Genomic DNA, 14,764 nt, shown 5'->3' with positions numbered 1-14,764 from the left:
ACTCCGACATTATGTTGTGCAAAAGCCAATTTTTATAACCCGAACGTTCCGTTTAATGGACGGTCCCTAGGCCTCCAGTACATCGACCCGTTTTACCGTACGGCCTCTTTTTCTTAGTAGTTTGATGTCTTCCAGAATCAAGTAAAGACAAGGTACGATTACCAATATAATAGCTGTGGCAAAAACAATTCCGAAACCTAATGAAATGGCCATCGGTATCAAGTAAAAAGCCTGACTGGATGTTTCCAGAATAATAGGTGCCAAACCACCGAACGTGGTCATCGTGGTTAGGATAATGGGCCGGAACCTACGAAGTCCCGCTTCATGGATGGACTCGTAAATGGAGTCTCCGGCCAACCGGCGTTTGTTGGCAAAATCGATCATGATGAGCGAGTCGTTCACTACCACCCCGGAGAGCGCAATGACGCCCATAAGACTTACCAAGGAAAGGTCATAGCCCAACAAAATATGTCCTATGACCGCACCCACGATTCCAAAAGGAATGGCGGTCATCACGATCAATGGCTGTGTATAACTGCTGAAAGCGATGGCCAATAACGCATAGATCAAGAGCATGGCAATGGAAAACCCAGCTTTTAAAGTGTTGGTACTTTCCCGCATATCTGCCTGACTACCCTCAAAGGTCCATGTGGTACCCGGAAAATCACTCCGCAGTTGTGGTAGGACTTCTTCTTGCATGGATGCCAATACCCGACTCACGGAATTGGCCGGTTCTACGTCCATACCCACATTGACGACCCTTCTACCGTCCCGTCGATTGATGCTGGTGAAGGCTTCGCGCTCCTCAACTTCCACCACGTCCATTAGGGGTACTTCGATACCGTCTGAAGTGCGGATAAGAAAATCCTGTAGATTCTTTATATCCTTACGCTCCTCCAATGGAAGTTTTACCCGAACCTCGATTTCGTTCATACCCCTAAGCTGTCGCATGGCCAAGGCCCCAAAAAATCCATCCCTCACTTGTCTTCCAATCTCATCGGAGGTAAGGCCCAAATTTCGCCCTTGTGGAAGGAGCTTAAAATCATACTGCAGCTTTCCTTTGTTATAATTGTCCGTAACATCGCGCGTATTGGAAAATTCTTTCATCCGGTTTACAAAACTGGCACTTGCCCTTTCCAGCACATCGATATCCGAATGACTAAGGTCCACACTGATTGCCTGCCGGGCCCCGCCCGGTCCACGTTCCGCCTCAAAGGTAATTTGGTCCACGCCTTGAATATCACCAATATTATCCCGCCAAAGGGCGATCATTTCCCCGGCCGTGATATCACGCTGGTCCGGGGGTAGCATTACAATTTCCACATCGATAAAGTTCTGTCCCCTAACGTTGGTCTTTATTCCCTCGGCTACTTCGTATAGATTATGCTCCTCGAACATTCGCTGTGTGGCATCGGAGATTTCCTTCGCGACCTTGGCCGCTTGATCTGGCGTAGTTCCAACAGGTAACCGTACCCCGCACTCTATTTCATCCGCAGCGACTTCCGGCATCATGATCATTCCCATATGACCACTGTAACCGTATCCGCCAACGATCAATAATAAGGTCACGGCCGAGCATAGGGTAATGTAGCGATACTGGAGGCATTTGTCCAAAACGGGTCGGTACCTATTTTCAATGAAATTGTCAAATCCTGTAGCAAAGGTCCGCTGCCAACCTTCCAGTTTACGAACCCATTTATTTTTGTTCTGTTCCTTTTTAAGGTGGGCCAAATGGGAGGGAAGGATGAAAAGTGCCTCGATCAAGGAAACCCCAAGAATAACGATTACAACCGCAGGCAAGGGTTGCCAAAATTTGCCCGTTTCCCCTGGCATAAAAAGCAAGGGCACAAAGGCAATAATCGTAGTTACAATACTGAAAGTGACAGGTAGCGATACATCCTTGGTTCCCGCAATTGCGGCTTGCATTGGGCTGAGACCCTTTTGTCTATACTCATAAACATTTTCACCCACCACGATGGCGTCGTCTACCACTATACCCAAAACGACCAAAAAACCGAACATGGAAATCATATTTACGCTTATGCCGATCAATGGTAGTAAAATCATTCCACCAATGAAGGAAACGGTCATTCCCATCATGACCCAAAAGGCCAATCGGTATTCCAGGAACAAGGTCAGTATGACAAGGACGATAAGGATGGCAAGAACGCCGTTTTCGGTCAAAAGGGAAAGTCGCTCTTCGTAGTCGGCGGCGCGGTTGCTATCCGTTCTATATTTTATACCCGGAGGTAATTGAAAGTCGTCCAAGATTCCTTGGACTTCCTCCGCTATTTTTAGCGGGGACTGATCTCCAATCCTAAAAATACGCAGCTCCACATAATTTTCTTGGTTGAACTGCCCATGGAAACCTACTTCCTCAAAACCATCTGTAATCGTTGCAATGTCCTTGAGAAGGAGGTTGGCACCGTCTGGAGAGGAAACGATGGTGATGTTCCCATATTCCTCGGCCCATTGCTTTCGTTCCTGCATACGCAGTAAAATCTCTCCACTTTGCGTTTGTACGGCCCCTGCCGGAACGTCGTTGCTACTTTGCCGGATGATATTCGCAATTTGACCCAGGGTAAGATTGTACTTTTGAAGATTGCGTCGGGGTACTTCGATACGTGTTTCATATTCGGGCACATTGCCCAATTCCACTTGGGTAATCTCCGGATTGTTCAGTAATATGGTCCTGAGCCGCTCTGCCAATTGCCGTAAGGTCCAGATATCGGCATTGCCATATAAGCCGATTTGTATAACATCGCGTTGTCTGTTTTGTAAGGCCACTTCGGGTTCCTCGATATCATCGGGAAAGGTGCGGATCCGGTTAATGGCCTGATCGATGTCCTGAAAGGCCCTCATTCTTTCGGTCCCGGCCACCAGCTCTATGGTTACCTGTCCGGACCCTTCCCGGGCCTCCGATACGATTTCCTTGATGCCGTTGACTCCACGGACCGCCTCTTCCACAGGCTGTAGAATTCCCTGTTCCACTTCCGCAGGGGAAGAACCCGGGTAGGCTACCGATACTTCCACAAAATCCAATTGAAACTCCGGGAAAACCTCTTTTTGGATGGTGTACATGGTGAATATCCCACCGCCCAGCAATAATAACATCAATAAGTTGGTAGCAATGGAATTACGGGCCATATAGGCTATGGCACCTTCTTTTCTGGGACGCTTTTTTTTTGTTTTTTCTTTTTCTTCCATGCGATTTTATTCTGTTGTTTCCGTAGTACCCTGTCCTTCCGTACGAAGGCCGATGCCATTGCTTACGGTACTTAGATCCGTGGTGACCACCTTGTCACCTGTTTGTAATCCGTTTGATATATAGGCATACCGATCATCCGTGAGGACAACATCCACCTCCCGTATTTCCAATTTACGGTCTTTCATCACCCAAACGGTCTCGCCCGTACGGACAAGACCTTTATCTAAACGGACGACATTCTCAATGGGAGTTGCATTGATATACACTTCTACAAAGGAACCTATGATAAGCATGGGCATGTCTTCAGAAATGGACTTTTGACCCAGGGGGTCTTCCACACGGACCAAAACCCGAGCCAAGCGTGTCTGGCCATCCAAGGCCCCAATTTGTCGGTCCAAATAGCCCTCTCTATAGGAACCGCTGGGCCAGGTTGTTGAATTTTCTATCCGAACTAGGGACCCTTTTTCAGCACTATTCTGTGGAAATTTCAACCATTGAAGTTTGGAAACGGGAACCGTGGCGTTCACCCAATAATAATCGGTGCCAACGATTCTACCTAGATTATCCCCTTGGGAAACTTGCGAACCCGTAGAAACATTTTGGGTAAGGATATGGGCATCGAAAGGTGCTCGTATGGTGGTCCTTTCCAAATTAAGTTGGGCCTGTTTTACCGAAGCCTTGGAAGCCTCAATGGTCGCCTTTACAGCATTTAGCTGCGGTTTTCTAAGTACCAGTTGGCGTTCTTCTTCAGATAAGGGATTACTTCCGAATAAGGAATCGTCCACAATAAGCTGGAGATCTTGGGATGCAATTTGTTGCCGACCCATTTCCGTATCCAAGGATGTTTGGGATTGCATCAGCTCACTTCTTCTAAGCTCAAGTGTGTTTTCATAGTCCGATGGATCTATCTGCAACAATACTTGGTTCTTTTTTACGAAGCCACCGGGTGTGAAGGCAGGATCTCTTCTAATTATTTGACCGGGCACCAGCGGACTCAACTGAACGTCCTCTACGGGCTGCACGGTACCCGTGGCCACGATGACAGGCTCAAAAGTGCCCTGTTCCACTTCCGTAATATCGACCAACATGGCGGTTTCCACGGTGGCACCTTCGGTTTGGGCCTCAGGTTCCGTTGAGAAAATAAGCGTGGTGATAGCAACACCTGCCAGTAAAATCCCCAAACAAATCCACAGTATTTTTTTGTTGGTCATAATTGTTTTGTTTTTTCCATTTCCATTTCAATTTCCATTTCACGGTCCGTTTCAAACCCTCCGGCCAATGCGCGGTACAGGTCTATTCGAATCTGAATCTGCTGCAATTGTGCGGCCAAGTAGTCCCTTCGCAACTGTTGCTCTGCATCCAGTCCAATGAGTACGTCCAGGTACGGACTAAAACCGTTCAGGAACTCGACCCGTAGTTGCTTGTTGCTTTTCTCCGCTAGGTCCAATTGCCTTTCGATGTTCTCAAGGCGCTCTTTTTGCATGATGTCCCTAGTGACTCCGTTTTCCACTTCTAGAAAGGCCGTTAGGGTAGCCTGTCCGTATTCATACAATCTTTGGCGTTTGATGGCCTCTGTTCGATTCACTTCGGCACTGAGTTGGCCACCATAAAATAAAGGCGCCAATAGATTTCCGGCGATGGAATAGGCCCAGTTCTCAAAGAGATTGTCAAAATTATTGGAACGCAATTGTCCCCTTGCGCTCAAGGAAAGTCTTGGGTATTTGCTCTTTACTGCGGAGGCCATATCACGGTCGGCTGCAAGCAACAAGGTATAGGACCTCTGTAAATCTGGCCGCCGCCTAACCAGTTCAAGAGGTAGTCCCGTTTCCGGAAGTTCATCTAACTGGGGTAGGGGTTGGGACTCAAGTTCCAAAGGTTCCTGCGGTTGTTTTCCAAGAAGCACGGCAAGCTGGTTTTCCAACAATTCCACGTTGGTCCTAAAAATGATACGCTGTTCCTTGGTGCTCTCCAATAATTGCGCTTGTCGTAATATATCAACGGCCCTAATTTGGCCGCCCACAAACCTGGAACGTATGAGTTTGATGATATCCTCGTTAACCGCGATCTGCTCTTCCGTTATTTCCAATTGTTTTTTGGCGACGAGCAACTGGTACCACGTTGAGGCAATTTGGGAAGATAGCGTTATCGCAGCCGTTCTATAATCGAATAGACTTGCATCTGCCCGTAGTTTTTCCGCCTGCACCGCTGTACGGATTCGTCCCCATAAGTCTACTTCATAGGAAGTGGCGAGTCCCAATTGGGTGTTTTCACCACCAACAAAATCCGGTTCCGGAAAATTACGGGCCGTTTGCGCAGAGGCATCTATTTGTGGCCATTTGATGGAGGCCTCCCTGCGCAAAACTGCTTTGGATGCCCTAAACTGCTCCCAAATGGCGGCCAGATTCATATTAGAATGTAAAGCGCTATCTATTAGGGTGTTTAATTGTTCATCTTCAAAGGCAGTCCACCATTCGTCCTCTAATACAATACTGCCGGTAGTTGAAAATTCCTGAACATTGTCAATGGGTACTGCAACGTTGGTATACCTAGGAGAACAGCCTATTATTACGATTGCGGAAAAAATGATGTATAACAAGAGAAAACCCTTTGTTCTTGTTGTTTTTAAGGGTGTATTTTTTAAGGATTTGCGGGTAGTTGGTTGCGGTAATTGTACCATAAAGCTTAAAATACCCCTTTTGGCGGAATATGTCTATTAACAAAAACTTAAAAATGGCGGGATTTAGGGCCTAGGCCGAAATGAGTTAAAGATTGGACCGAAAGAGCACTCGTACTTATTAGTAACGAGAGAGTACCTACCTAAAATTATTTTTTGGGGTTGGCATCGTTAAAGCTGATACGATCACGGATTTCCCCGTTCTCCCGATGGATGATGACATCGGCATTGTATTTCTTCGCCAGGGCTTTGGCCTTGTTTATCGCCGTACTTTGTTTTCTATGCTTGCTGGTAATCCGTTTGTTTCCTTCCCTGCGAACGGCCCAAGCGTCTTCGTAAGGAACTACGTGTTGATTCCATGTCCGCCCGCGTTTTAAGCTTCGTGAACTGTTGAAAAAGATTTCTATTAGTTCGATTAGCGTACGAAGGAAGGTTTTGCCTGTGGACATTTAAACGCTTTAGTTCATCTAAAATAATATACAAATCAATCCTGGACAATTTTGCGTACGAGCTTTTATTTATCATAGAAATAATATTCAAGCTAAAAGCCACCCAAGGGGTGGCTTTTGTATATGGAGTCAGATTTTTATTTTTTTGATGCTAATACTAAAACTAAAAATCCTGACCCATCGTTCAAACACTTAATTCTTCATACACCTTCTTGTTTGTAGGCTTGGAAATTTTTTCATCTTTTACTTTTGTATTTATGTCCTGATGTGGTTTCCACAATACCTCTTTATGGGTTTCCGGATCCATAATGACAAGGTGGAGCCACTCATTGATTATCAAGGATTTTAAAGAGTCGTTCTTTGCTAGAATATTGTCCACTCGGTTTATGGGGGCGTTAATGACAACTGTCAAACGCAAAGGTGGATGATACGGCATATCCTTTTCCTCAAATAAGGATTCCCATGGAAGCCCACGTTTAAGATCCCCACCATTGCCCTGCACCACACCAAATTTTCCTGTAACGTTATGGGTGGTTTTGGTTCCCGCGCCAAAGGTTTCGTTATCCACAGTAGAAAAGTAATAGTGGTTGTTGATCCATTGGGTTACCACCATGGGTCCTTGCATGATACCTACCAAGGCCTTTCCTTCGGTATCCGTTTTCCAATCGTAGGAATGGAGGAAGCATCGCCCGTCCAAATTATGGTTCTGTGTCAGTTTTCGTGGACCGATAACAAAACTGGCATTCTTGGCGAGTCCCCATTCCGGTCTAGTCTCTCCCCAGTTGCTGGCGTTCAATTGCGCCAGGGAAACACTATTTTTAGTGCGTCCCAGTCGCTCCTGAGTAGCCGTAATTTGTGCTTTTTTCAGGTTTTCTTTAAGCCTCTCCAAGGCTTTGTGGTGCGAGTTTGGCACTTCGGAATCAAAAAGTACGATTTCATCCGTAGTGGTGTTGTGTTCCGCACCTAAGAAGTGGGTCAACTTTGGAATGTCCACACCATGTTGGTTGAACAGCTGTTCCCGTACCTCTTTGTCATTGGCGAGTTTTGCCAACATCCTGGCATTATGCCTTCCCGGGGTTGCGGCGCAGGCACCGCAGTCCAGACTGGAACCAAATGGGTTGTTGGCAGAATGGCTACCATGGCCCGCAAAAACCACTAGGGGCGCAAAGTTTTTCCAACCCATTAAATCGAAGGCCGATTTCACGATGCCTACTTTTTCTGTCAGTGGGATGGAAATTTCCGGATGAACAGTAGTGTCGATATTTTTAATATCTGGCGTACATACTTCTTCATAAACATTCCGGTCTTTACTTCTCCATCGGTATAAGTACTTGGAAAAAATGGTACGTGCTGTGAGGTTGAGTCCGTAGACGAATCCGGAGCCTTCCACAAAACCGAACGTGGACGGAAGCATGTTTTTCATCCGCTTTAGAAAGTAATGCCAAAAGGTACTGAGCTCGTTTTTTCGGTCCAGATGTATTTTTGAGGCCTCTTGATTTTCATCGGCCTCTTCGGTAACCACATAACATGAGTCCAAAATTGGCGGACATGCTTTTTGGGCCAAGCCGTTTTTAGGATTCTTGTAATCCATAGCAATTCCAAAAAATCCCGCATACCCAAAAGTTTCATACTTTCCGCTGGATTCTACATGCCTTCGGATAAGTTCCGATCGGGTGTCGATACAGAATACAAGCTGTGCGTCCGGTCGCGAATCCTCATTTTTGGAAACATCGATGGCGGACTTTTTAAGCGTCTTGAGCAGTTCTTTCTGCCAAGATCTCTCCCAAGCCAGCAACCATACATAGGGAAGTCCCGCACGTTGGTCTTGGGTGTTCTCCAAAACATTCTTTTTTACCAGTTGGAAGCCCAACTTTTTATTCGCCCAAAGTCGGACCGCCAGATAATCCTTTAACTGGATAGGAGCCTCCTTTTGCCAGGCTTGAAGGTTTGTGCCCCTGTGCTTTATGTACCCTGTCCATCCCGGTAGCGCGGCCAAATGTTGGGTAAAGGCTTTCAGTATTGTTTCCTGAGGTTGACCGTTCAATACGCTTTCCAAGGCCTCGTCACTGGTCTTGGGAATCATGGTCTGGCGCACGGTGCCCAAACTGCCATCATAGGGGGCCAGTTTTCGCCAAGCATGGAAGAATCCCTCCTGCTTATAGGGCATTTGCCACTCCGCCAGCCCTTCGTCCATAAAGGAAGAAAGCCATTTTACCATGTATTGGTCCAGCGCATGCTGTTGATTTTCGGTTTTCTTGCTGGCCTTTTTGAACATTATTTTTAAGGACTCCTCCGGCGTATAGGAATAGCCGTGCTCCTTTAAAAGTTCCTGTATTTCGTTAGGGTCGATGGCCCCGTTATCCAAGGCTTTTTTATACACCGATGCTTTAGGGAACATTTCTGCATCCAAAAGTGATCCGGCTTCCTGTGTCGCCCGTAAAAAATGTTTTCCTTCAAGACCACTTAGGGGATTGGAGGTCACAAATGAATACAGCGGCCATGTGTTACCAACGTATTCAGTTGCCTTGTCTATAAGTATATCGATGTCCAAATGATTCATTGTCTTAGTTTTTAAAGGATAGGAAGGTTTTTTTAGCGGGCTGTGATAAGCTTAAAAGTCTGACATAAAGCCATGGAATCTTTCTGTAACTACCAAGTTTCATGATAAAGAATCCGATTAGGAATACAATACCGAATGCCATTTGAAATGGTGATATGGAGGTTGGCGCGGCAATAACTTCCATCCCGTTCATGAAGGTGGTCACTGTAGTGTAGACGAGGGCATATACCGCGATTCCCGATATAAAAAGTACGGGCGGTAGCACTATTTTTTGCCATCCGTTAAGCGGGTTTTGCTTTACGAGATTATAGGTCATCTGTCCCACCGCAATGGCGGCGATCAGCGTTAAAAAGATGCCACTGTCCCATGCCATGCCCTTGCCTGTGAGAAGGGCGAAAAGATAGGCGCCCATCAGACTAAAGACCAGAACTATCAGGCCTTGATACCATTTTATACGTATGGAAGGTGGCGCTTTTGGATGCAGTTTTTCCACCTCTTCCCCGCTGGACAGAAACAAGGATGCCTTATAAAATCCATGGAGGATAAGATGGGCGATGGCCGCGCTGAAGAACCCAAGACCGCATTGCATGATCATGAAACCCATTTGGGCAATCGTGGAACAAGCCAAACGTTGCTTTACGTTGACTTGGATTAGTTTGGTAAACTGGGCGATTATAGCGGTCAAACCACCTATAATGAGCAGAACATCCAGAGTGTTCGATGCAATCAGTATGGGGGCCAATAGGGTCAAAATGATACCGGAACCGTTTACAAAACCGGCGTGCATCAATGCGGATGCCGGGGTAGGGGCCGTCATGGAGGATAGCAACCATTTATGAAATGGGAAAATGGCGGATTGAATCAATGCAGCGGTAATGATACAAAATGTGGAAAGCAGCATGATGTATTTTGGGGTTTCCCCGATGGCGTCCGTCCAAGCACTCAAGGTGATACTGTTATGGTAGGCGGCGGGCACCAAAAGCCCGACTCCCAACAGAAAACTGCCCACCAAAAAATAGTTTCGGGACAGTTTTTTGGCCTCTTTGGCCTCTCCCCAATCCGCATGGAAGCCAATAAGTCTTGACATGACCAAGCCCATGAGCAACCATCCCAGAAGTAACAGCAGCAAATGTTCCGAAATGATAAAGAAAAGAACTGCAAATGTAAATGCTAGGCAGAGTACCATGAATTTTGACCGCTGCCCCCGTTCCTTGAAGTAGGATTTGGCATAGGTACTTATGATGGCACTGAAAAATGATACGGTGGTGAATAGTAGGAGGGTAAAACCATTGGTTCTGAACAAGTCGCCCCATCTCCATTCTGGAATATTCGGGAAATTAACTAGGGCGAAAACTACATTGGCAAGGAATAGGATCCAGAATAAAAAAGGCACCATCCCGGTTACATCGGCTTTGCCTGATTGTCTATCTGATAAGGTCGGAAAAGTTGTGTATTGTGATGTCATTCTGTTGCTTTTTATGATTTCCCTTCGGCCCTCTCATTGTCCTGCTCCATCTTCTTTATGTCCCCCAATAGGTGCACAAGGCCGGTTAAGCCAATAATGAAGGAGCAAACCAATATCTGTTCCAAGAAAATGGACTTGTTTAGATAGGATACCCCAATAAGGACCAGAAGTGCCAGGGAACCTAGCAGCATAAGCGTTGTTTTTTTACTTAATTGCATTTTTTTGTTTTTGAATTCGGATTTTATTTGGTGTTAGTTTATGAGGATAGAAGGGAAGGATCAATCCACAAATTTTAGACTTAGTGTACCGTTGATGGCAATATTGGCTCCCTTGGATCGCGCCTCGTTTATGATTTCCTTTGCAAGTTGTTTTTCTTTTATCAATTCTTCGATCCTACCATCAAGTCCATTGGTATTGCACTTATGATTTCCTTCCCACAATTGTAATCTTTGAATTTTATGGAAATTGATTTTTTCATCGATCAAGGCGGTAATCACATCGGATGCCTCGCTGGGGGTGAACGTTCCGTCCACTAGTTGAATCGTTCTTTGTTCTTTTTTGACTTTGGGTAATTCTTTGGTTTCCATGGATTTCGTTTTTAAATTTTGCAGTGCAAAGATGTACCATTAAAATCATTAAATTTTATTTATATTTATAATGTTGAACATTAAAATATTTTATGAACTATACGTTGCACCAGCTTCAGATATTCCTCAAAATAGCTGAATTACAAAGCATTACAAAGGCATCGGAAGAATTGCATTTGACCCAACCTGCAGTATCGATACAATTAAAAAACTTCCAAGATCAATTTCCAATTCCATTAACGGAAGTGGTTGGGCGCCGACTTTTTATAACCGATTTTGGAACTGAAATCGCCCAAGCGGCCCAAAGGATCCTGGAACAGGTACAGGAAATTGACCACAGGACGGTGGCCTATCAAGGGAAGCTTTCGGGTAGATTGAAACTATCGGTCGTATCTACCGGAAAATATGTCATGCCCTATTTTTTGTCTGATTTTATCAAGGAACATGATGGCATTGAGCTGATCATGGACGTGACCAATAAAACCAAGGTCGTACGAAGTTTGGAGGAGAACGAGGTCGATTTCGCCCTGGTGTCCGTACTTCCCGATAAATTAAGTGTTTCCGGAGTGGAGCTAATGCCCAACAAACTGTTCTATGTAAGCAATTATCATCGGGAATTGCCCAAAAAGGTCTCTAAAAAATACCTATTCGAAAAAATTCCCCTTATTTACAGGGAACCTGGATCGGCCACCAGAAATGCTATGGAGTATTTTATTTCCCAAAACCGCTATTCGGTCACCAAAAAATTGGAGCTTACTTCTAACGAAGCGGTAAAACAGGCCGTAATTGCCGGGTTGGGTTGTTCCATAATGCCCTTGATCGGCATCAAGAACGCCTTAAAAAGCAACGAACTCAAGATTGTTCCCGTTCAGGGACTCCCCATCACAACAACATGGAACCTCATTTGGCTCAAATCCAAAAATTTGTCGCCAGTTGCCTTGGCACTTTTGGAGTATTTGGAACAGGAAAAAGATGGCATTATCCAGAAAAAATTCGGGTGGGTGAATGGTTTTTGAACCCCTGTGTGAATATCTTCTTATTAACTAAAATTCAAAAAAAAAGCTCCCTGTCTTCTCCTATTTTTGATTTCCCCCAAAACTCAAAATGGTTATCAACAAGGAGCTTTTTAAACTCACCTCTATTTAAGAGGTGCTATTGAAACTAACTCAAATATCCGCCGATAGTATGGACCAAGTTTGGAATTGGCCTTCTTCCTGGGCTTGACCTTGACCAAAAACCACGTAAATCTTGTCGTTAAAAACAGCCATGGAATGAATGGTCTCCAGATTCGGGCTGGAAAGATTGGTCTCCAATTCAGTAAAAACACCTGTGTTTGTATCATAGACACCCAAATAAGGTTCCCGGTCCAATAACATGTTCTCAGTGGACACAGTTTCTATTCTACCTGCCACATATATTAGGTTTTGTGTCCTACCGGTAAAACTAAAATCGATGGCTGTGGGCAATTGTTCCACTGTCAGTTCAGAAGTGTTTAGATCAAAAATATAAATGGTATCCTTGGCCGGTGGTGTAAAAAAAGCGGTCTGTCCACCAAAAATGTAAAGCTTGTCGTTCACAATTTCGGCACGGGCTCCCGATCTAGGTTCTGGCATGGTAGCAAATTCTTCAAGGGTCTGTGTTTCCGTATCAAAAACCAGGATTTTATCGGTTAGGTTATTGTCTAGGTCACCGCCTACTATATAGATTTTGTTGCCAAGGACTGCCGTTCCAAATCGGCTAAGTCCCAAAAATGGAATTCCAAGGGCCGCACCGTAATCCTGTGTGCTTACCGGATCGTTCTGTAATTCCAAATCGTAAATGTTGATTCGTTGACCACCGGCCACATAAATTTTATCGTCAATGATATTTACTTGTTTGGAAACAAAGTCAAGTAGTGGATTAATTTTTTCGCTAAGGGATCCGCTGGAAATATCAAATTTTCTTATTTTTTCGATATTGGCATCAAGTGTAGGATCGTATTCCCTGTTTGCCAAGTAAAAACTATTGCTCGTAAGCGAACCAACCATTCCAGGAGCACCACTATCAATAAAGTTGGAAGCAAAAGTGAACGCTTCGGTAAATTCTAGCATGGAACTGGGCACCTGTTGGTAGTCTGTCGCCAATTTGGGTACCAATGTTAGTTCCATGCTTCTATTGTCACCAAAATCCCAGGTCGCCATAGGGTTTTGGGTTGATAGATCCAACACAAAGTTGTTGTTAAAGGCCTCAATCTGTGTGGAACTGTTTTCGGCGAAATCAAAGGTGCTCTCGGCAGGACTCGCATAGAGTTCCGTCAATGCGTCGGCTTCGCTTACGGCTTCAATATCGAATGCGAAACCAGGATTCCAGACCAAACTACCTTCAAACTCCGATTTACCGGTGGCATTGACCGTGTTTTTAAATATAAACTCGTCGTCCACGATATTGAAAGCCCCCGTAATATTAAAACTACCGTTGGAATTGGTCATTATTGCCGAGGTTATCCGCCACACCTTTTCATTGTCCGCTGTAATTTCGGTAATGATTTCAGCGCGTTCGGCGGACAGAATTTCCTCCGGACTTGGTTGGGGTTCCTGTTCTTCCTCTACTGTTTCCTCCTCGGTTTCTTCCGTAATTTCCTCTATGACACTGGGGGTATCATCATTGTTACAAGCTAAAATAAGAACTGCGGTAAGGGTCAATAGAAATAATCGTTTCATCTTCATTTTTTTGTGTTTTGTGGGTTTTGGATATCATTTTGCCTTTTAAGAGGTGCTGGATTTCCAAAAGCCGGATTTCAACAAAGGTTTATTGTTGGCAAACTAGATAGATGTATTAGGAAAGTAAATACCCAACAATGGGTATTTTAAAGCAATATTCATTTAATATAATAAGGAAAGAGAAAGGGTAAATTCTAAAGGGAAGATGTTGGGACTCCAATATTGGAACTTGAACTGGGGGATTACCTTCGGCTCTACCTCCTTGACGTAGTTGAAAATCAAAATTTCAATCCTATGAATCGTAAATGTTTTCGCCCAAAACAGCAAAACCGCACATAAATGTGCGGCTTTTTGCTTAATCGTGGAGCCGGAGACGGGCGAGCGTTAAAAAAAGGTCTTGTAGACCTTTTTTGCGCTTCGGCTACGCTCAGCATAAACTTAGGAGCGAGCTTGCCGCGCTGGCCTTCGATGCTCGATGGCGTAACGAAAAAAGCCACCTAAAATGGTGGCTTTTGGAGTGGAGCCGGAGGGATTCGAACCCTCGTCCAAACAAGCAACGTCAGTGCTTTCTACATGCTTAGTATCTGTTTGGTTTTCGATGTGCACCTGACCAGAAACCGCCTAATGCACACTTATCTTCTTAAGGTTTTAGAGGCACCGCCAAAGCGAGCGGATACCCTTGTGTTGACTTTTCTGGTGCTCCTAAATGAATCGCCGTCAACAAGGGCTATTCAGGAACATCTCGCTTCCCTACCTAGTAGGGACGAGGCATATCTTACTATAATTCAGATTATGCGGCAAGAGCGTAATTATTTTCGCCAATTAAAAGTGTGAAGTATGATATTAACGAGCTGTACCCCAGCGCTCGGCATGCTTACAATGCCATTGGTCTCGCTGTCAAAACCAGTCGGCCCCGTAATGGGATGTCATTCCCGCACCGGCAGGAATCTATCACTTTTTTGTCAAAGAACTACAACGGTACGTAGTACGGTAATGGGTTGGGCGTTCCCCTTTTCGTGAAACTTCAAAGGGTCAGGCTATCAGCTTTATCTTTTTCTGTTATTTCGAACGGAGTCGAAAAACAAAAAAAGGATATTGCCTCTATCCTTAACGCAAATTTTC

At 45.0% G+C, this 14,764-nt stretch carries 10 protein-coding genes and 1 other RNA gene; 1 reads left to right on the top strand and 10 read right to left on the bottom strand.

Annotated elements, in window-relative coordinates; translation table 11 throughout:
• Positions 1-66: 66 nt before the first annotated feature.
• From F0361_RS01760 to F0361_RS01725, 8 genes are all read right to left on the bottom strand, one after another.
• Positions 67-3,207: an efflux RND transporter permease subunit gene (locus F0361_RS01760; RefSeq protein WP_154916985.1), complete on the bottom strand. Its 3,141-nt coding sequence runs from the start codon at positions 3,205-3,207 to the stop codon at positions 67-69.
• 6 nt (positions 3,208-3,213) lie between these two features.
• A complete protein-coding gene (locus F0361_RS01755) occupies positions 3,214-4,419 on the bottom strand; it encodes an efflux RND transporter periplasmic adaptor subunit (RefSeq protein WP_154916984.1) in 1,206 nt (401 codons plus the stop codon).
• Entirely contained in the window at positions 4,416-5,804 is a 1,389-nt protein-coding gene (locus F0361_RS01750) for an efflux transporter outer membrane subunit (protein ID WP_246160788.1), read from the bottom strand. Before F0361_RS01750 ends, F0361_RS01755 begins: the two co-directional genes overlap by 4 nt.
• 227 nt (positions 5,805-6,031) lie before the next feature.
• Entirely contained in the window at positions 6,032-6,331 is a 300-nt protein-coding gene (locus F0361_RS01745) for a DUF2188 domain-containing protein (protein WP_154916982.1), read from the bottom strand.
• Positions 6,332-6,515: 184 nt separating this feature from the next.
• Positions 6,516-8,891: a DUF2309 domain-containing protein gene (locus F0361_RS01740; RefSeq protein WP_154916981.1), complete on the bottom strand. Its 2,376-nt coding sequence runs from the start codon at positions 8,889-8,891 to the stop codon at positions 6,516-6,518.
• 4 nt (positions 8,892-8,895) lie between these two features.
• On the bottom strand, positions 8,896-10,356 hold the full coding sequence (locus F0361_RS01735; protein WP_154916980.1) for a proton-conducting transporter transmembrane domain-containing protein: 1,461 nt from the start codon (positions 10,354-10,356) through the stop codon (positions 8,896-8,898).
• 11 nt (positions 10,357-10,367) lie between these two features.
• Entirely contained in the window at positions 10,368-10,574 is a 207-nt protein-coding gene (locus F0361_RS01730; protein WP_154916979.1) for a hypothetical protein, read from the bottom strand.
• A gap of 60 nt (positions 10,575-10,634) precedes the next feature.
• Positions 10,635-10,943, bottom strand: coding sequence for a hypothetical protein (locus tag F0361_RS01725; RefSeq protein WP_154916978.1), 309 nt, complete (start codon positions 10,941-10,943; stop codon positions 10,635-10,637).
• 92 nt (positions 10,944-11,035) lie between these two features.
• Here F0361_RS01725 and F0361_RS01720 point away from each other — a divergent pair, with 92 nt between their 5' ends.
• Positions 11,036-11,959, top strand: a complete 924-nt coding sequence (locus F0361_RS01720; RefSeq protein WP_154916977.1) for a LysR family transcriptional regulator — start codon at positions 11,036-11,038, stop codon at positions 11,957-11,959.
• A gap of 150 nt (positions 11,960-12,109) precedes the next feature.
• On the opposite strand, the gene F0361_RS01715 is transcribed toward F0361_RS01720, so the two are convergent.
• Both F0361_RS01715 and ssrA read right to left on the bottom strand, forming a co-directional pair.
• Positions 12,110-13,642 (bottom strand): Kelch repeat-containing protein, encoded by a 1,533-nt coding sequence (locus tag F0361_RS01715; RefSeq protein WP_161598190.1) that lies wholly within the window; start codon positions 13,640-13,642, stop codon positions 12,110-12,112.
• Between the two features lie 515 nt (positions 13,643-14,157).
• Positions 14,158-14,557: a transfer-messenger RNA gene (ssrA, locus tag F0361_RS01710) on the bottom strand.
• Positions 14,558-14,764 lie beyond the last annotated feature (207 nt).

Source organism: Maribacter flavus, assembly GCF_008386635.1.
Lineage (GTDB): Bacteria > Bacteroidota > Bacteroidia > Flavobacteriales > Flavobacteriaceae > Maribacter > Maribacter flavus.
This window is presented reverse-complemented; position numbering and strand designations above follow the sequence as displayed.